Genomic DNA, 19273 nt, shown 5'->3' with positions numbered 1-19273 from the left:
GCTCTGAGTAGCCCGGGAATACAGCGAGATCTGTTAAACGGACTATAGCACCTTATTATCCGTCGAATGGAATTTTGTTTATTTCTTATACTTGTTGCCCCTACAGGATGCGGGCTAAGACAAACTTAGTGGCTAGTCGTCAGTTAATCCCCCAAGGCTCCAGGTATTGCTGCCTTGTAATAGGCGTATTGCAAGCCTACATCCGATAGGCGGCGGCGTCCCCGTCAGATGAATCGCACTTTCGTGCTCCCGGCTTGCACCGCGCAAATCCGGCAGAAACAGAAGAACTTTCAGGCTGATTGCTTCGTTTCTCGCCGCTCAAGCAATGGCTTGAGTGCAACTCGACGTATCTGGATAAATCATGACCATCGGCATCGTGAAGTTCTTCAACGCGAGCAAGGGCTTTGGCTTTATCGCACCTGAAGGTGGCGGTAAGGACGTGTTCGTTCACTCGAGCGCGCTGGCAACATCTGGCATGCGCGTTCTGGCTGAAGGTCAGCGCGTTTCCTACGAGGTTGAATCCGATGTCAGAGGCCCCAAAGCCGTCAACATTCAGCCCGCCTAACGAAACATCAGCGATGGAGAGAAATCTCCCCGTCGCTTCTGCTTTTCAAGGAGTATGCTCATGGATATGGCCAACTATCGTCTGAGCCGGATCTACGCCGAAGGCTGGAACAAGGCGCAATTATTGTCGGAAGAACAAACCGCGGGCTTAAAAAAGGACAGCATGGCTGCGCTCAATCCCTACGGCGCCGAACCCGAACGCTCCCGCTGGATGGAAGGTTTCGCAAAAGCCATAGGTAGCTGAACGGCTCTAATCCCGGCCGGCAATGTGATGTGCAAAAATGCGTCGAAGTGAGGTTGGTTTATGCCGGAGTTTCTCCGCGGTCTCAATTGGCGCGTATTTGCTGTCGCAGCGGTACTCGTCGGATTGATGGGTTTTCAATATGTGGTGCTGATCCGCTAAAGGCGGTGAAAGCGAGAGGCTCAGATGAACAAGATTATCCGCTTTGGCAGGCGCCTTCCGATCCCGTCAACGGTCCAGATCAGGCACGAGCTTCGCGCCTTCTGCGCTTCCGAAGATGTTCGCGAGGAATGTGCCGCAAAGGAGGGGCTGCCGAAAGAGGCGACGTGGGATGAAATCTATGCGCATCGCGCGGCAGGCACCACCTCATCCTGAGCGCGGGCCAGTGTTTGGAGAGGCCGGAGTATGCCCTTAAATGTTGTGATTGGACAGAAATGGGCCACCTGGGTCCCAGGTCGCAGGCAATGGCTTTTGGCAACGGTGATCGGCCGGGAAGCACGTACGATCGTGCTCAAGTTTGATTCCCGTTACGGGATCAAAGCGGGCGAGGATGAGGCGCGGGCGGATGAGGCGACAATGCTTTCCACCGTCAATCGTTTCCGCTTCATCGAGGTCTGAACGCAGAAATCGCTGAGTATATTCCGAAGCTCCTCGCCGGGTTGGGGGGTATGCGATTATGCCTGAGCTACGGCGTTTTATGCCGGCATGAAAGGCCTCCACTAAAATGGCAGAATATTCAAACCCGAACGGCACGAAGAATGAGCGCGCCCATCTCAGCACGTTGCGCGCCGAAATCGAAACGCTGGGGACCGATATAAAGACCTTAGCAGGAGATGTTGAAGGCATTGCAGATGCTCGGGTGCACGATGCCTTGCACAAGGCTGAAGACGTGGCTCGCCGGGCCTACCGTTATGCCGAAGACACAGCCACGCAAGCTTCCAATGATGTGGAAGCTTGGACCGACAGCAATCTCAAATCTGCACGAAGCTCGATACGCTCCCAACCAATTGCGGCGCTCGCCCTGGCAGCTGGGGCTGGTGCGCTGACCGGCGTTATCCTGGGGTTGGTTGGGCACAAGCCAAAGAAAGCGAAAGTCTAGTTCGGGCGCGGACTTTCGAGTTATGTCGCGGCAGTTTCGCGAAGGTGCCGTATGAGTAGTTTCCGAAGCTCCCCGGCGTAATATGCGTCCGCTAGGATACAAAAAGGCCCAGTAACCAATCAGACGATCGATGTGCCACCGTCTTTTTGACACGCACAACGGTTGGGCCTTCCCCTCGGCCGCCGACACCAAGCCCCCTTAGGTCGGCGGCTTTTCTTTGTCAGCGGCGTGGGCAGGCCCTTGGTTTAGTAAGTCTCTTGCGTCATGATATACAAATCCCGGCGGTTCAGGTTCGTCATGACAACCTTCTTGTCTGCATCAAATCGCAGATCGCCGGAGTCGACCCATACATCGCCACGCCTATTGTCGAGTGTGACGCGCAGCGCGTCGACGCGACCGTCAAGTAAGGCTATTTCCGCCACCTGACCGACTGTACGGCCGTTAGACGTGCGGACTCGTGCCCCCAACAAATCGTTGGTATCGACGATAAGGCTTTGCTGGTAGCGCGCCGGCCAGGTTGCCCGCTGATATTGGGCGTGCCCAGCAATGTAGCGATCGCGCGCCGCCAGATAGATCGCGGCACGTTCCTGATAGTTCTTCTGGCCCGCTTTATAGACCGTAAGCTGCTCCTGATAGCGGGCCTGCTGTTGTTGATAGAGCGCATTGTTCTCGGCTTTTTTCGCATCTGCGGCTCTGTTGGCATCGGTGATGTTTTGATTGAGCTGCTGCGTCTGCGTTTGTTCAGCGGGGGTAGAAACGGGCTGGGCGGCGGCGGGGGCGGCGAGCGAGAGGAAAAATGCGAAGCTGACGGGGAGGGGACGCGCAAACATAAGAGCTCTTGCGGACATCATGGCTGAGTTTCCTTTTCTCTGGGAGGCGGTGGCAGTGCTTTCGCCGCACACCGGATGGCCTTCTCGCGCGAACCATAGCGGCCGGGCGGCGATCAGGCGGAGCCAAGGATGTCACTATCGCGCAGTTTTAGGCAGAATCGGAAACTACTCAATCCTGTGCCGGATAGAGGTTTTGGCTTCGCGCAGGCCGATGGATGCAGGCATGCGTGAGCCCGGATCTTGCGGCGAGCGATGGACGTCAAGTGGCGGGATCACGGTGATGATCTTGTAGCCGAGATCTTCCAAGCGGTGGATTTGGGCAAGAGTATCCGCTTGCGAGGGAACGGTCATGGTGGTCAGCACATGCCACAATTCTGGACGGCGAAAGGTGATGGTATAGCTCACGAAGACCTCCACAAAAGGATGCGCCGGACGCGGCAGGGAAGAGCCGTCAATCGGCAGGCGATTGCTGCGCCTGCGCCTTGTCACGCATGGCCTGAGCAACCGCGTCTTTCAGGCTCGTATAGTGAAATTGCCGGTAGTAGAAATTATCGATTGGAATGCAGGTTATGCCATATCGGGCCATTTCTTCGGCCCGTGCTCCGGTCTCTGCCTGCTTGCTGGTTTCTGGTCCCATATCCATTCTCCTTTGGATGATGTGCGCGTCGGGCGCAGCTTCCCCAAGATCTGCGCAACAGATCTTTAGCGCCGCCAGATATACAGGCCGCGCTTCACTGCCGACAGGTTCGGAATGTACACAGAGGGGAGGCGAGCGGCGCTACGTCAGGCCTCGATGATAACTTTCAGGGCCCGGTTATCGGCCGCATGCGTGAAGGTGTCATACGCCTCCAGAATATGATCGAACTTGAAGCGGTGGGTGATGAGGCGTTTGGGGTCAATCTTACGAGCCCCGACGGTCTTCAGCAGCATCGGCGTGCTGATGGTATCGACCAGCCGTGTCGTGATGGTGATATTGCGATCCCACAGTGTTTCCAGGTGAAGATCGACTTTCGTTCCATGGACACCAACATTAGCGATGGTGCCGCCAGGGGCAATGATCTCCTGGCATAGCTCGAAGGTCGCGGGAATGCCGACCGCCTCAATGGCGGTGTCGACCCCTAGACCGCTCGTCATCTCCTTGACGGCTTCGGAGGCTTTTCCAAAAGAGCTGTTGATGGTGTCGGTCGCGCCCAGCCGCTTGGCGACGTCCAGACGATTGCTATCGAGGTCGATCACGATCAGCTTGGCCGGTGAATAGAATTGTGCCGTAAGCAGCGTGGCAAGGCCGATCGGTCCGGCGCCCACGATGGCTACGGTGCTTCCGGGTTGAATCTTGCCGTTGAGCACGCCGCATTCAAAGCCGGTTGGCAGGATGTCGCTCAGCATGACCAAGGCTTCTTCGTCTGCTCCCGCGGGAATGGGATAGAGGCTCGTATCGGCATGCGGAATGCGGACGAATTCGGCCTGGGTGCCGTCGATGGTATTGCCGAGGATCCAGCCGCCGCTTATGCAATGCGAGTACATCTGCTTCCGGCAATACACACAGCGCCCGCAGGCGCTGATGCAGGAAATCAGGACGTGATCGCCCGGTTTGAAACCGGTGACGCCTGGTCCGATTTTATCGACGATGCCGACGCCTTCATGCCCCAGAATACGGCCAGGCATGCAACTGGCGACATCGCCTTTCAGGATATGCAGATCCGTGCCGCAAATGGTCGTCTTGGTGATCTTTACGACGGCATCGGTGGGCGCCACGACATCCGGCTTCGGGCGCTCTTCTAAGGATTTCCGTCCCGGCCCCAGATAGAGAAGCGCTTTCATTGTTTTTGGTCTTTCGATGTCGCGGCGGGCAGGGTTGGCTTTGCGGCTGTTTCGGATGCCGTCGGGCGGACCTGGATGGACGCAGGTGTGTCCGCTACGAACCATCCGGCTGCGAGTGTTAGAGCGATCAACAGGATGAGAATATAAACGGGGGCCTTTGACGACCACATTTCGGCGACGCCCTGCAGATAGGGCGGAATGTTGGTGTGCCCTTGAGACGCCGGCAGCGTGTCGAGAAGGCCTTGACGGGGAAGAAGCTTGACCAAGCGTTCGGCAGTCGCTTCCTGCTCGGCGGCTGGGGATGCATTTTCGGGCAGCGAAGCGATCAAGTCGGTGAGCCTTTTCACCGCCTTCTTTGCAGGTAATTCGGCAAGAGTTGCGGCCTCTCGCCAGGGATCGAGGTTCATCCGTGCCATGGCGGAAAGCACGGTGAGTACGGATCCGTTCTTTTCAGTCCCGATGTCCGCATACAGGAAGGTGGCGAATTCCGTTCGGCTACCAGGGATCTTAGCAGCTAGCGTGATTTCGGTCATAGTGCACCTTCGCCGGTGGTTGCTCGTCCGCAAATGCAAGGAGTACCGATGATCGGCGGCACCCGCCCGCGTTCAGGCGCGCAAGGCGGTGAACCCGATGGCCTCGCCGGAGGTTAATTTCCGGCCGTCTTCTGTTTGATGCGGGAGATTTTCGTGCCTTCCAGGCTGACGCCGGCCATCAAACCTTGCTGGCCGAAAATGAAAGCATAGGCATCGTCTTTCAGCGTTGAACTCGATAGATTTTTCGCAAGGCCTTCGTCGACAACCACTACCGTCGGTCCGACGCCGATTTCCCAGCCGCGCGATTGGTGGATGTAGCGCAGCGCCTTGTTGCTGGTCAGAAATACGACGTAGGAATAGGACTGGGCGCCTGCCTGAAGCCCCCAAGAGCCGGTGACGGTGTTGTAATAGCCTTCCACCTTGGATCCCCGCAGCAGCTCGCCTTCGCCATAGGCGCCGCCAAAGATCAATCCGGCCTTGACGACATTCGGAAAAATGAGGATGGCCTTGGCGCTGTGGGAGAGCCGTTCTGCTAAGGGGTGCAGTTTGTACAGCGTCTGAAGCGCCTGTGCGGAATCTGAGTTGAGATTGGCTTCCGACGCCGCGGAGGCGGGAGCTGTCATGCCTACCGTCATCAATGACGCCGTGGCGAGCGATGTGGCAAGTAGGGCTGTTCGGAAGTTCATCATTTCTTTGATCCTGTTTTAGCAGTATGGGGCCGCGAGCGGGGCGGCCTTCCAACTGATCGCGAACCTAGCCCAGTTGGGCTGCGCTGCTCAGGATCGGAATCTACTCAGCCTGTGGGGAGTAATATATCCCGGCTCAGCGTGAGACTCGACGAGCCATAGTTGATGGTCGATGCCGCGTGAAATCTCGGTGAACAGATCTGCCGTGGAGGTGTCGCCGAAATCAGCTGACTGATCGCTGGCTTCGCGTACAGACTGGCCGAAGGCGGCGAGCGCTGCCGAAATCCCGCAGACATGTTCCTGCTCGTCCGAGATATCGAGGCCATACGGCACGAGGAATGACCGCCTTACGGCCAAATGGATGGTTCCTTCCGCTATGCCACCCAGCCCCCGTGTCCGCTCCGCGATCAGATCTGCGTAGTTTCCAGCCTCCCCAGAGACGGTGTCGAACAAGTTGTGAATGGCAATGAAGTTCGGGCCCTGCACATTCCAATGGGCTTGCTTTGCTTGAGACTGAAGGTCGATCACTGCCGCGAGATGCTTGTTTAAGAGGTCGACGGACTGTGTTCGAATGTTCTCAGAAAGGGTGTTACGCGTGGGGCGTATCATTATGTTACCAATCGCTTTAGGCACACTCATCTGGTCCGTAAATCCGTCGGATTCGCTTCCAGGCGTCGATATGATGCGTGCCATTACTTTGGGTGCGTGCCATTACTTTGGGATTGTGTGGTGGTGTCCGTGCCGGTCGCGTGCAATCCCGCTTCTTCGTCCCGTATCCAGAGCAATGATGATCTTGCCTCATCTTCGGGGCTTTTTAATCCGCGGACCAAATACTGGGCATCGGCATGGGCGTAGGCATCTTCAATCGCCAAGGCCCGTTCCATCCCGCTTGCGCAAAATGCCTCGAAAAGGGTCTGTGCGAAATGATGCTTCCAGGCCCGTTCTGCGGCACTTTCGAAATTTGCTCTGAACAATGACTTCCTCCCTCAGCCCGGCGAAAGTGCCGCAACGGCAAAGCGATGCGATCCGTTCAGCACAGGTGTTGACAGGCTGCACGCCATGGTAAAGAGCTGAAAGGTTCGGAATCTACTCAGAGTGGCGGCTTAGATCGCCCGCTAGCATCGCGGTGGCCGCAAAGACCTGATAACGTTAGACATCGCTTCGTTTTTGGAAGCAGCTTTTCGAGACATACCTGATGCCTAAGAGTCGTCCGCAAAAGGCCAAACAGGCCAGTGCGCGATCGAAACCTCGCCCAATAAGACCTGTGCGTCCCACTTCCGGCGATTTTCCGGTGGCGGCGATCGGCGCGTCGGCGGGGGGGCTCGAAGCTTTCCGAAAATTCCTCGGCGCGCTGCCGGTTGACACCGGCATGGCTTTTATTCTTGTGCAGCACCTCGACCCCACCCACGAAAGCATGATCGTGGATCTGTTGGTCGGCAACACCGCCATGACCATTCAGCAGGCGGTGGATGGGATGCCGATCGAGCGTGATCATGTTTATGTCATTCCCCCCGGTACATATCTCGCGGTTGCCAACGGTAGCTTGCAGCTCACGCAACCTAAGCCGCGGCAAGGCGCAAGGCTGCCTTTCGATTACCTTCTGCACTCTCTGGCGCGCGATTGCGGCAGGCGCGCTATGTGCGTGGTTCTGTCGGGAACGGGTTCTGACGGCAGCCTTGGATTGAGGTCGATCCGGGAAAATGGCGGATACGTGATAGCGCAAGACCCCGGCGATGCTGGCTATGACGGAATGCCAACCAATGCCATTGCCACGGGGGACGTGAACGTCGTGCTTGCCGTGGAGAGAATCCCTGGCGCGCTCATCAGATATGCGAAGGGGCTTGGGGCACGCCCGCAGGCGCAGGCCGCCGCGCAGGAAGACACCGACGACAGGTTGCCGGAGATCATCGAGCTTTTGCGCACCAAGACCGCGCATGATTTCTCGCTATATAAGCCCGGCACATTGCGGCGGCGCATTGATCGCCGTATGGGAATGACGGTTGGCGGTAGCGGCGAGATTGGCCGCTATGTCGATCTGCTGCGCAGGGACATCAAAGAGCTGGACCTTCTTGCCAAGGACTTGCTGATCAACGTCACGAGTTTCTTCCGTGATCCCAAGGTATTCGATCTGCTGGCGGAAAAAATCATTCCTGACCTGATCAAAAATCATCCAGTAGACCGGCCTTTGCGTGTCTGGGTTGCGGGATGCAGTTCGGGCGAAGAAGCCTATTCGCTCGCTATTCTGTTTTGCGAGCAGATCACCGCGGCAAAGCGGGAGATCCGGCTTCAGATCTTTGCATCCGATATCGATCCCGACGCGATCACCACCGCGCGCGATGCGCTCTATCCAGGCACCATTAGCGCCGAAATTTCACCGGAACGTCTCTCCCGCTTTTTTGTGAAGGAGGGGCGCGGCTATCGTGTATCGCCTGATCTGCGCGCGGCTGTTGTTTTCACTGTGCAGGACGTGCTTTCCGACCCGCCGTTTTCGCGCCTGGACATGGTTTCGTGCCGCAACCTTCTCATCTATCTGGGGCCGGATGCCCAGAAGCGAGCCTTGGCGCGGTTCCATTTCGCCCTGCGCGATGGCGGCATTCTTCTGCTCGGTGGGTCGGAATCCGCTGCCACCGAGAGTGGCTACTACACAATCGTCTCCGAGGCGGAGCGCGTTTACAGGCATATCGGTCGAAGCCAGCCGGAAGCGTCTCCTGCGGATCGGACCTTCGATTACCACACGCGCCTGTCTGTGACGCCTTGGCATAAACCTGTCGTGTCGCGTCAAGTCGCGATCGCCGAATTATGCCGGCGGGCGGTGATGGACGCCTATGCACCGGCGGCTGTGTTGATCAACGAAAAATTCGAATGCCTCTATTCGCTTGGACCTGTTGACAGGTACATGCAGATGGCGCCGGGGTTTCCGACCCTCGATCTCTTCGCCATGACGCGTGCCGACTTGCGCGCCAAGCTGCGGTCTGCCGTCAAGCAGGCCTTTCAGGAAAACACCCTGATTATGGTCGCCGGAGGAGGGCTGCGCGCCGGGCTACCCGCTTTTAATATCGTTGTGCGCCCGATTACCTACGAGGCCGAAAAGCTGCTGCTGATCTGTTTCGTTGATGAACCCAAGGAGACGCGCAAGCCGGGGGCACGGGTTGCGGCCAAGGATGCTTCGCGGGTTGCAGAGCTGGAGAGTGAGCTTCGGGCGGCGCGAAAGGAGCTCGAGGGCGCCGTTCGAAACCTGGAGCTTTCGGTTCAGGAACAGAACGCCATCAACGAAGAAGCCTTGTCGGTCAACGAGGAATTCCAATCGACAAATGAGGAGTTGCTGGCCTCCAAGGAGGAGCTGCAATCGCTCAATGAGGAGCTGACGGCCCTCAATACCCAGCTTCAAGAAACGTTGGAACTTCAGCGGCGTACCTCGGACGACCTGCAGAACGTCCTCTACAGCACCAATGTCGCAACGCTATTCCTCGACACCGAGCTCGCCATTCGTTTCTTCACGCCGGCCACCAAGCTTCTGTTCCGCGTTCTTCCCGGCGATGTCGGGCGGCCGCTCGCCGATTTGAGTTCGGTGGCAGTCGATAGCGCGCTCATAAGCGATGCGCAAACCGTGCTGAAGACCTTCGAGCCGATCGAACGCGAGATCGAAGCGCAGAGCGGCGCCTGGTATGTTCGCCGTGTGCTGCCGTACCGCACCAAGGACGATGTGGTGGAAGGTGTCATCATCACCTTTGTCGACTCGACCGAGCGCCGCCAGGTGGCGGAGGCGTTGTTGGCAGCCAAAGCCCAAGCAGAGCAGGCCAGTATCGCCAAGTCCCGCTTCCTCGCGGTTGCCAGCCATGATTTGCGCCAGCCGCTTCAGACGCTCGCTTTGCTTCAGGGGCTTTTGGCTAAAGCGGTGGATGGACCCAAAGCACAAAAGCTGATTGATCGCTTCGACGACACGCTGACGGCAATGTCGGACATGCTGAACACATTGCTCGATATCAACCAGATTGATGCCGGAACGGTTCAGGCAGAGCCGAGCACATTTAAGGTCAACGATCTGTTCGAGCGTCTGCGGGACGAATTTTCCTATCACGCGCAGGCCAAGGGATTAACGCTGCGTGTTATTCCCTGTGATCTGTCGATCTACACCGATCCGCGCCTCCTCGAGCAGATGATCCGTAACCTGCTGGCGAACGCGATGAAATTCACGGCACGCGGCAAGATTCTGCTCGGCTGCAGACGGCAGCGGGGCAAGCTCAGTATCCAGATTTGGGATACCGGAATTGGTATTCCTCAAGAAGAGCTTCAAGCGATCTTTGTGGAATATCATCAACTGGACAACGATGCGCGCGAACGCAGCCGTGGCCTGGGGCTTGGCTTATCCATCGTGCAGCGGCTGGCGGCCTTGCTGGGTCACCGGGTGCGCGTTCAATCCCGGCCAGGCAGGGGCTCTGTGTTCTGCATCGAACTCGATCTTCCAGGTGTCGAGAAGATCGCGCAACCCCATCTTGCTTGGCCTGCGATGGACAGTCCAATCGCCGACGGCAGAGGTCGTTCCGGTACGGTCTTGGTGATTGAAGACGATCCTGAGGTTCGTGAGCTGCTCGATCTGACGATTCAGGACGAGGGTTTCGTCACGGCTGCAGTTTGCGACGGGGCCGCTGCGCTTGATCTTGTTGAGCGCGGTGTGGTCAAGCCTGACCTCGTCCTGGCCGATTTCAATCTTCCCAACCGCTTGAACGGGCTTCAAGCGTCCGCGAAATTGCGCGAGAAGCTGCGGCGCGAAGTTCCTGTTATCATTCTCACGGGCGACACGTCGACGGGCGCATTGCGCGATATCGCAGAACGCAACTGCCTGCACCTCAATAAGCCGGTGAAGCTCAAAGAATTGATGGCGGCCATCCGGCGGCTTTTGCCCGCGGCTGAGGCGCATCCCCTTGGTGTGCAAGAGACGGCGGTGCCGAGTGCGCCTGAAAAGCCGGTCGTCTATGTTATCGATGATGACGCCGACATTCGCGATGGGGTTCGCACAACCTTCGAAGGGGAGGGCTTGGCGGTTGAGGATTATGCTGACGCGGAGGAGTTTCTTGGCACCTATCGCCCCGCCCGCGAAGGCTGTCTTCTCATCGATGCCTATCTTCCTGGGCTCAGCGGGCTTGAGTTGCTGGACAGGCTGCATCGCGTGGGGCATCGGCTTCCCGCGATCATGATTACCGGCCACAGCGATGTACCGATTGCGGTGAAAGCCATGAAGGCGGGTGCGCTGGACTTTCTCGAAAAGCCGGTCAGCGCCGTCGATCTCGTTGTCAGTGTCCGGCGCGCCCTGGAGCAGTGGAAGGACACATCAAAGCTTTCGGAGTGGCGAGAGGAGGCGGCCCATCACCTGGAGGGGCTTACTCCGCGCCAACGCCAAGTTATGGAGATGGTTCTTGCTGGCCACCCCAGCAAGAATATCGCCGCGGACCTCGGCGTCAGCCAGCGCACAGTGGAAAATCATCGCGCTGCGATCATGAAGAAGACGGGTGTGAAATCGCTTCCAGCGTTGGCACGGCTTGCAGTCGCTGCGGCCTCCGCCAGCGAGGCTGCTGATGGTGGAAATTGACGGGAGCAAGAAAAGCTATCTAGGTGTACTGTGTCGTCGGGCTCGGAGTCACCAAGAGCTTTTTATCGCCAAATTGTGTGTGGGAACGGCCAGATTGGCGGGACCTTCGTTATGCAGCGACATAGCCGAAACCCAGCCATTCCTCGCGCGCGCTTTGATATGACAGTATTGTGAACATCTTGCATAAGCTCCCTCTGCACCCCATAGCTGCTGCGGCGGCGGTCAGCAGGGATCGCGCGGCAGCTCGTGCGGGTTACGATGGCGTTGGCGGAGGAGAGCGAAGACGGCGAGGCGAAGCCTGTCGTTGCTTCCCGTTCCTCCGCGCCGCCGGTGGTGATTGAACGGCTTTATCGCGCGCATTGGCGCGATATCTGCCGCAGCTTGCGCCGGATTTACGGTAATGGCCCGCCGGAGCCGGAAGATCTGGCCCAAGCCGCCTTCGAAAAATTCGCCCAGCTTGAGGATCACGAGCGCATTTTGCATCCGCGCGCCTTTCTGATCCGTATCGCGACCAATCTTGGGCTCAACGCCATTGACCGCATCCGCACCGCGCGGCGCTTTGTCGAGCGCGAGTTGGTGGAAGCCTGCGAGCCGGTGGTGGAAGAAAACACGCCCGAAGATGTCTATTCCATACGGGAGCGCATGGCGATTGTGGAAAAAGCCATGTCGCGCCTGACAGACAAGCAAAAGGAAATCCTGGTGCGCAGCCGGTTTCGGGGCGAGACCTATGCCCAAATCGGGGAAGAAACAGGATGGAGCCAAGCTGATATCAGTCGTCAGCTCAACGCCGCGCTGGCCGTTTTGCAGCAGGCGATGGCTTCGGGAGAGGAATAACCTAGAAGAGCTATGGCAGAGCAGGATCAAAGCTTAAGCGCCAAACGCCAAATCGAGGCGGAAGCCCGGGACTGGCTGATGGCGGTCTATGCGGGCAAGGCCGATCAGGCGGGCTTTCATGCTTGGCTTTCGGCATCGAGCGCGCATGCGCGCGCCTATCGCCAGTTGGAGCAGGCGTGGCGCGATCTGCCCTTATCCGAGGCGCTGGATGTGGAGATACGCCGCAAAGTGGGGGCGCGGCAGCGCTGGTTCGTGCCCGCGGCTTTGGCGGCGAGCCTGCTGCTGTGCCTGGGGCTGGGCGTGGCGTGGAAGGCCTCTACGACCGGGAACGAGGCCGGGCTCGCTTATGCCTCTGAAATCGGAAAACTCCGTACGGTGAACCTGCCGGACGGCAGTACGGTGGCGCTGGGTGCCGATAGCGCGATGGCGGCCAACTTCAGCAAGACCGCGCGCGCGATTACGCTGGACCATGGCCGGGCTTATTTCGATATCGCCCATGATGCCGCGCGTCCACTGACGGTGACAGCGGGTAATGCCAGCCTGCATGTGCTCGGCACCGCTTTTGAGGTCTGGAAAGGGCCGAGTGGGGTGCGGCTTTCGGTAACGCGCGGGCGTGTGGCGGTGGGCGTAAACGCGGCGCCGGCCTATGTCGCGAGCCTGGGCGCGGGCGAGCAGATCGTGATCCATGAAGATGGCAGCCTGACGAAAATCGCCGCTTTCGCGGAGAAAGACCTTTTGGCGTGGCGTCAGGGGCGGCTTGTCTATCGTGATGCGGCACTGGCCGATGTGGTGGCCGACATGAACCGCTATCGCGCGCTGCCGGTCAAAATCCTCGACCCCAAAGCGGGGGCGCTCAGGGTGACGGCGGCCTTCCGGGCCGATCAGAGTGAGCAAGTTCTAGCCGGGCTTGCCGCCAGCCAGCCCATTCGCCTCGAAAAAAGTCAGGGTGGCGTGATTTTGCGCGCCAAGAACTAAGCGCGATCCGGCTGGCTTAGGTTGGCGAGTGTTAAGAAAGCGATGGAATCCGCCTGTATACCTGCCGTTTCAAGGTGTTGCGCGCGGGTGGTGCGCGCAGATTACGGCGGGGTAGTTTGTTTTGAAGTGCGCGGTGCCGGGGACGGTTTTCGCTGTGGTCTCGGCGGTTTTCGCCTTGGCCGCGGGCGCGCGCGCCGAAGATTTCAACATTCCCGCGTTGCCGCTCGCCGATGCCATCGCGGCGCTTTCCGAACAGGCCAATGTGCCGATCCTGGCGCCCGCGGGGTTAGTGCATGACAAGCGTTCCAGCCCAGTCCAAGGCCGATTGAGCGCCGCTGCCGCGTTGGATCAAATGCTGACAGGCGCGGGGCTTTCGGCGCGGCTTGATGCGAGCGGCGCCTTCATCATCACGCATGCGCTCGCTGCCAAAGAGGCTCCGCTGGAGGTGGCAGGAGAGATCGTGACCGTCTATGGTACTATCTCGGGCGGGTTGGCGCGCTCGTTAGATATAAAACAGAACGCGGCCAGTATTGCCGATGCGCTGGTTGCCGCCGATATCGGTAAATTGCCCGCGGTGAATGCCGCCGAAGCCTTGCAGCATCTGGTGGGCGTGACGATCTCGCGGGAGGCGGGCGAGGGCGAATTCATTGGTGTGCGCGGGCTGGGGCCGAATTTTCAATCGGTCACCTTTAATGGCGTGCCGCTGGCGGTGAATGAGAATGTGCGCAATTCGGATCAATCCGGGCGGCAGTTCCGCTTCCGCGTGCTACCCGCCGATCTGATTGGCGCGATTGTCGTAACCAAGGCTCCTACGGCGGATCTGATCGATGGCGGCATCGGCGCCAATATCGACATCAGGACGCTGCGCCCGCTGCAATGCGAGCCGTTTTTGTCATTCCGCGCCTATGCGAGCAGCGATGAGCGCGTCGGCAGCGTCTTGCCGAATGGCTCGGTGTCGGCCTGTTGGAAGTCGCCGGATGCGCGGTTTGGCGTGACCGGCGGGCTTTCACTGCAGCGCCGCGAGGCCAAGTTCGATCGCTTCCAGAATTTCGGCTATGCAGCGCGCAAGGTTGACGGCATCGACGGCGTGCAAGTGCCCGATGATTGGAGCACGACGGTGGAAGAGGAGAAGCGCGAGCGCTTCAGCCTTTCCCTTGGCGCGCAATGGCGGCCCACTGCCGGTTTCGATCTGCGCACGGATATGCTGTATTCGCGCTTTAATAACGAGATCGCGGAAAACCGCGTCAGCTATGGGCTGGGCAGCTACGCCTCGGCCGCGCTGCTGCCGGGGTCCGCGCGGATCAAGGATGGCGTGCTTTATGCGGGGGAAATCCGTGGCGGGCGCATCGACCGCAATGCCGAATTCTCCGCACAAGTGCATGACAATCTCGCGCTCAGCGTTGGGGCGGATTGGGCTGTGGGGGGATTTGTACTGTCCTCAACGCTCAGCCTGTCCGGCGCCAACTCCAAGCTCAAAACCCCGCTGCAGCGGATTGAATCGCAGACGGGCGATCTGGCAGGGTTGGAGTACAGCTTCGATCTGGGGCGTTATCCGGCAGGAGCGGGATATATCCAATCCCTGCATACAAAGTTGGATTTGAACGACCCCGCCGCGACGCAGTTCAAGCGCTATCGCATTCGGCCGACAAATTCGCAGGATCAGGATGCCACCGCGCTTTTCAATCTCGCGCGTCCGCTGGATGTGTCTGTGGCTGGGGTAACCTTCACCGAGTTACGCCTGGGCGGGCAGTGGACGAGCCGCTATCGCGATTACCAGCGGCGCGACCGCATGCTCACGCCGCGCCAGGGCGCGGTGGTGGATGCAAGCTTTTTCACCGGCAGGGTGCCGCAAAGCGCGATGGAGCATATCATCCGGGGCGCTCGCTCCACTTGGGTTGGACCGAATTTCGAGAAATTCGCGCGGGCCTTTGTGGTGGCGGGGGAATATGACGGGGTAGCCCCGCAAGCACGCGATCTTGTGCCCAATGCTGCCGATCTTCGCCAATCCTACCGCGTGGAAGAAGAGGTGCGGGCGTTTTATGCGAGGCTCGATTTCGCGAGAGATGACGGGATTCCACTCAGCGGCAATGTGGGGCTGCGGTTTGTGCATACCGATACCAAGGTTTTCGGCAGCCGTGTTTTTGCCGTCGCCAACGCCCAAGGCGGGATGGAGATGGCGAGCGAGCCGCGTGTGACGCAAAGCGCCTATAGCGAATTCCTGCCCAGCCTGAATCTAAAGTCGAATTTGGCGGAGAATCTCGCGTTGCGATTGGCGGGTTCACGCTCCATGACGCGGCCATCGCTTGCGAGCTTGCGCGATGCCACGGTGCCAAGCAGCGCCACGACGTCCGATATTTTCGAGCGTGGTGCGGCCGCACTGACAAATCCAGACCTCGATATCACGGCGGTAGGCGGCAACCCAAAACTCGCGCCGATCACCTCCTGGAATGGCGATGCCGCACTGGAGCGCTATTTCGAATCATTCGGTGCGGTGACGATTTCCGCTTTCTATAAGCGCATGTCGAATTTTATCGCAGGCGATGTCAGCCACGAACAAATGCCTTTCGATATGCGCAGTGGCGGTAGCCTGAATTTGGACATCGCCGTCAACCGGCCACAAAATATCGGCGATGCATCCTTGGCAGGGCTGGAGCTTGGCTATTCGGGCCGGCTTCAAAACGGCTTTGGTCTGGCGCTGAGCGCGATGCTCACCTCCTATGCCGTGCGGCTCCATCTTGCTGATGGCACATCCAAGAGCGGCAGTCTGCAAGGCGTCTCGCGCACCGCATATTCGATTACGCCATTTTTCGATTGCGGAATATTCGACGCCTATCTCAGCTATACCTATCGCAGCAAATTCGACTCCAACGCTAATGTCACCATTGCGAGCACGGTGGAGACCGACCCCAATGAAACCGCGATTGCTGCTGGTTTCGGCACGCTTGATTTCGGCGCGGCCTTGCGGCTGGGAGAAAGCCTTGAGATTTTCGCGGAAGGCGTGAACATCGCCAATCAGCATCAGACGGCCTATCTGGGACGCGCGGCACGTCTGTATCAGATTCATGACTATGGCCGCAGCTTCAACATTGGCGTACGCGGACGGTTTTGAGGTTGTTTCCATTCCTTTTGTGAAGTTCTCGTGAAATCAGCGCGCGCGCTGAAAGCTGCACCAGGGCTTCCTGTCTCCTCCATGTCGGAACGTGAGAACCGGCTGGGCGCAAGCCCATGTTCAACTCTCCGTGGGGGATTTTATGAAGGTTTTTTGTCGTCATCGCGCCGCCGCGCTGAGCGCCGCTTCCATGAGCGTGCTCGCGTTTGTCATGCCGTCGCACGCCGAAATGATGGGCGACACCGAGACGGTTGTCGTCTCTGGCTATCGCCAGAGCCTGGAAAAGGCTGTCGACATCAAGCGCGAAACCATCGGTTTCTCCGATAGCATTATCGCCACCGATATCGCCGATTTCCCGGAACAGAACCTCGCCGAAGCGCTGCAGCGTTTGCCGGGCGTTACGATCGAGCGTACCAGAGGTCTTGGTACCCGCGCGGCGGTACGCGGCCTTCCCACCGAATTCACCCAGGTGACGATCAACAATCTCGCGACGGCTTCCGGTAATGGCGGCCGTGCGGTGGATTTCGATATGTTCGCCTCCGAGTTGATGCAGCGTATCACGGTGCACAAATCGCCGACCGCCGCGGATGAAGAGGGCGGTATCGCGGGTTCTATCGCCATCCGTACCGCGCGCCCTTTCGACTTCACCGGCTTGAAGCTGGTGGGCTCCGCGGAAGGCGCCTACAACTCGATTTCCGAAGCGCTTGATCCCAAATATTCCGTGCTGGCTTCCAATACCTGGGGGGCCTGGGGTGTGCTGGTCTCCGCCTCGATGGGCGATCGCACCAACCGCACGGATTCCAACTCGGGCATCAATTTCCGCCCGATGTTCCGCTTCCTGGAAGCCTCGGCGCCACGTAATACGCAAGCCGCCGCCGTGCTGGCGCGCGATGCCGGCGTCGTGGTCAAGAATATGAAGGATCGCAACGAAACTGGACGCATCATTTTCCAGGACAAGGTCGGTGATCGCATCTATCTCGACAAGCAGCACAAATGGGGTGTCTCGACCTCGCTGCAATATAAGCCGTCCGACAGTTTCAGCGTTTCGTTCGATGCCTTGTTCGGCGGGTATAAGCCGCATCAGGATACCTATGACGCGGCGGCTTATTCCGCCTCGAGCAAATCCACGCTACAAACCATCCATGCTTTCGATAACAAGACCCTTTCCGAATACGGGATGGTGGTGCTGCGCGACGTCTCCTATACCGCGACCCAGCACGAATTCCTCAGCACCGAATATGTCAACAAGACTGATTACCGCCAATTTGGACTCGATATGGATTGGCAGACGGGCGCTTGGAAGATCAGCGCGCTGGCGGGCTATTCCGGCGCCAATTCCAGCCATGATTACGGCAACACCAAGCACGTCGCCTATAAGCCGACGCGCACGCGCTGGACGGAGAAGGGCGGCGAGACCATTCCGAGCGCCGATCCCAACACCTTCGACATGTACAATACGCCCAAAGCCTATCTCTTCGAAGCCTATGAGACGACTTATGAAGAAGTAGCGGATGACAAATACGCCGCTCAGGCTCAGGTTAACCGCGCTTTCAACCTGGATTTCTTCCCGGCACTGTCGAGCGTTGATCTTGGCATGCGTTACACCAATACCGCCAAGGAACGTAATTACGGCGAAGAAAAGATCCAGGGTCCGACGCGTGGCAGCACGGCGTGGCTGAATGTGCGCACTCTGGCGGATTCCACGCTGGTGAAAGCCTCCGATATTGTTGGCGGCGGTGCCTATTCGGTGCGCGATATCTCCTGGGCGCAGATTCCGAACGACTATGCCCGCGCCACCTTCCGCCCAGCAGGATTTGTCAGCCCCTTCGCACCGGATGGCTATTATAAGGTGCAGGAAGAGATCTTTAGCTTCTACGGCATGGCCAATTTCGATTTCCATATCGCGAGCGTGCCGGTCTCGGTGAATGCGGGCGGGCGCTATGTTGACACGACCGTGACGTCGGCTGGCTATCACCAGATTCAAACCTCGAATGGCGGCACCGGCTACACCTCTGCGCCGGTTTCGAGCGAGGGCAGCTATAAGGAATTCCTGCCGTCATTTAACGCCCATGCCGATCTTTGGGATGGCTTGGTGCTGCGCGCCGCCGCCTCGCAGACCTTGATGCGTCCGGCGCTGACCGATCTTGCCTATAAGCGCACCGCGAGTTGGAACTCCTTCCGTTTTACTGATGGTAATCCGGGCCTGAAGCCCACCTATGCCGATCAATGGGAAGTGGGCCTGGAAAAATACTTCGATAATGGCGCGCTGGTCTCCGGCTCCTACTTCTTCAAGCGTGTAGCGGGCGTGGTGCGCAGCGCGTTGACGGGGACGGTCAAGAACGTGACCAAGTACAATGCCAATGGCTCGGTCGACGGCGTCTATGATTTCGACGTCTATCAGCCGGTCAATGCCGATGGCTCCTATGACGTCAACGGCTTCGAGATTGCCGCGGTGGTGCCTTTTGGCATGATCCATCCCTGGCTGGAAGGCTTCGGCATCAACGCGAACTATACGCTGCTTGATAGTTCGCTGACGGGGCAGTCGATCATTAACATTCCGACCCCGCCGGTGGGCTTGGCCAAGAACACCTTCAACTTGACGCTCTATTACGAAAACGGTCCCTTCGAGGCGCGCGCCTCCTACAATTATAAGGACCGCTATGTAGAAAGCATCGGCTATGAAATGTATCCGATCTACCGCAGCGCTTATGGTCAGCTCGATATCTCGGCGAGCTATCGCATCGACGAGCATTTCCAGATCGAGCTCAAGGGTATCAATATGAGCGATACCCCGACCAAGGGCTACACCATCGATCCGTCCTACCCGACCATGTATGAGTTCTCGGGCCGCCGGATCAGCTTGGGCCTGCGCGCGGAATTGTGATGGCTGGGTTTCAGAACTGTCGCAGAGCCGTGAAGTTTGCCGGCTAATATGTGAGTGTTACGCACCCTGCCGGTTGTAGCCGGCGGGGTGCCGTCTTTTCTGGGGAGAAA

The 19273-nt window shown here is 58.5% G+C and carries 18 protein-coding genes; 10 read left to right on the top strand and 8 right to left on the bottom strand.

Annotated features, from left to right (window positions below; genetic code table 11):
- Positions 1-361: 361 nt before the first annotated feature.
- The 5 genes from FHS83_RS00615 (at position 362) to FHS83_RS00595 (ending at position 1904) form a co-directional block, all read left to right on the top strand.
- Positions 362-565 carry a cold-shock protein gene (locus FHS83_RS00615; RefSeq protein WP_167079845.1) on the top strand — a complete coding sequence of 68 codons (204 nt, stop codon included), beginning with the start codon at positions 362-364 and terminating at the stop codon, positions 563-565.
- 60 nt (positions 566-625) lie between these two features.
- A complete protein-coding gene (locus FHS83_RS00610) occupies positions 626-808 on the top strand; it encodes a hypothetical protein (protein WP_167079843.1) in 183 nt (60 codons plus the stop codon).
- A 183-nt stretch (positions 809-991) separates the two neighbouring features.
- Positions 992-1180, top strand: a complete 189-nt coding sequence (locus tag FHS83_RS00605; protein ID WP_167079842.1) for a hypothetical protein — start codon at positions 992-994, stop codon at positions 1178-1180.
- A gap of 96 nt (positions 1181-1276) precedes the next feature.
- Positions 1277-1423 (top strand): hypothetical protein, encoded by a 147-nt coding sequence (locus FHS83_RS00600; protein ID WP_167079840.1) that lies wholly within the window; start codon positions 1277-1279, stop codon positions 1421-1423.
- Positions 1424-1529: 106 nt separating this feature from the next.
- Entirely contained in the window at positions 1530-1904 is a 375-nt protein-coding gene (locus FHS83_RS00595) for a hypothetical protein (RefSeq protein ID WP_167079838.1), read from the top strand.
- 245 nt (positions 1905-2149) lie between these two features.
- Here FHS83_RS00595 and FHS83_RS00590 read toward each other — a convergent pair whose 3' ends face one another.
- The 8 genes from FHS83_RS00590 to FHS83_RS00555 form a co-directional block, all read right to left on the bottom strand.
- Positions 2150-2734: a PRC-barrel domain-containing protein gene (locus FHS83_RS00590; protein ID WP_167079837.1), complete on the bottom strand. Its 585-nt coding sequence runs from the start codon at positions 2732-2734 to the stop codon at positions 2150-2152.
- Positions 2735-2899: 165 nt separating this feature from the next.
- Entirely contained in the window at positions 2900-3139 is a 240-nt protein-coding gene (locus FHS83_RS00585; protein ID WP_167079835.1) for a hypothetical protein, read from the bottom strand.
- A gap of 46 nt (positions 3140-3185) precedes the next feature.
- Positions 3186-3371 (bottom strand): hypothetical protein, encoded by a 186-nt coding sequence (locus FHS83_RS00580; protein WP_167079833.1) that lies wholly within the window; start codon positions 3369-3371, stop codon positions 3186-3188.
- Between the two features lie 146 nt (positions 3372-3517).
- Positions 3518-4555: a zinc-dependent alcohol dehydrogenase family protein gene (locus FHS83_RS00575; protein ID WP_167079831.1), complete on the bottom strand. Its 1038-nt coding sequence runs from the start codon at positions 4553-4555 to the stop codon at positions 3518-3520.
- Positions 4552-5088: a hypothetical protein gene (locus tag FHS83_RS00570; RefSeq protein ID WP_167079829.1), complete on the bottom strand. Its 537-nt coding sequence runs from the start codon at positions 5086-5088 to the stop codon at positions 4552-4554. Before FHS83_RS00570 ends, FHS83_RS00575 begins: the two co-directional genes overlap by 4 nt.
- 113 nt (positions 5089-5201) lie before the next feature.
- Positions 5202-5777, bottom strand: coding sequence for a lipid-binding SYLF domain-containing protein (locus tag FHS83_RS00565; protein ID WP_167079827.1), 576 nt, complete (start codon positions 5775-5777; stop codon positions 5202-5204).
- An 87-nt stretch (positions 5778-5864) separates the two neighbouring features.
- A complete protein-coding gene (dps, locus tag FHS83_RS00560) occupies positions 5865-6467 on the bottom strand; it encodes a DNA starvation/stationary phase protection protein Dps (protein WP_208414158.1) in 603 nt (200 codons plus the stop codon).
- Positions 6467-6748, bottom strand: coding sequence for a hypothetical protein (locus FHS83_RS00555; protein ID WP_167079826.1), 282 nt, complete (start codon positions 6746-6748; stop codon positions 6467-6469). Before FHS83_RS00555 ends, dps begins: the two co-directional genes overlap by 1 nt.
- A gap of 290 nt (positions 6749-7038) precedes the next feature.
- On the opposite strand from FHS83_RS00555, the gene FHS83_RS00550 reads away from it, so the two are divergent.
- The 5 genes from FHS83_RS00550 to FHS83_RS00530 all read left to right on the top strand — a co-directional run bounded on the left by FHS83_RS00550 (position 7039) and on the right by FHS83_RS00530 (position 19163).
- Positions 7039-11361 carry a chemotaxis protein CheB gene (locus tag FHS83_RS00550; RefSeq protein ID WP_208414157.1) on the top strand — a complete coding sequence of 1441 codons (4323 nt, stop codon included), beginning with the start codon at positions 7039-7041 and terminating at the stop codon, positions 11359-11361.
- 258 nt (positions 11362-11619) lie between these two features.
- The gene (locus FHS83_RS00545; RefSeq protein WP_167079822.1) at positions 11620-12195 is read left to right on the top strand and encodes an RNA polymerase sigma factor; all 576 of its coding nucleotides are present in this window, start codon (positions 11620-11622) and stop codon (positions 12193-12195) included.
- 12 nt (positions 12196-12207) lie between these two features.
- Positions 12208-13170 carry a FecR family protein gene (locus FHS83_RS00540; protein ID WP_167079820.1) on the top strand — a complete coding sequence of 321 codons (963 nt, stop codon included), beginning with the start codon at positions 12208-12210 and terminating at the stop codon, positions 13168-13170.
- 133 nt (positions 13171-13303) lie between these two features.
- Positions 13304-16279 carry a TonB-dependent receptor gene (locus tag FHS83_RS00535; RefSeq protein WP_167079818.1) on the top strand — a complete coding sequence of 992 codons (2976 nt, stop codon included), beginning with the start codon at positions 13304-13306 and terminating at the stop codon, positions 16277-16279.
- Positions 16280-16421: 142 nt separating this feature from the next.
- Positions 16422-19163, top strand: a complete 2742-nt coding sequence (locus tag FHS83_RS00530) for a TonB-dependent receptor (protein WP_167079816.1) — start codon at positions 16422-16424, stop codon at positions 19161-19163.
- Positions 19164-19273: the final 110 nt, after the last annotated feature.

The organism is Rhizomicrobium palustre, from assembly GCF_011761565.1.
Classification (GTDB): Bacteria; Pseudomonadota; Alphaproteobacteria; order Micropepsales; family Micropepsaceae; genus Rhizomicrobium; species Rhizomicrobium palustre.
The sequence above is the reverse complement of the archived record's forward strand: the minus strand, read 5'-3'. Positions and strand labels throughout refer to the sequence as shown.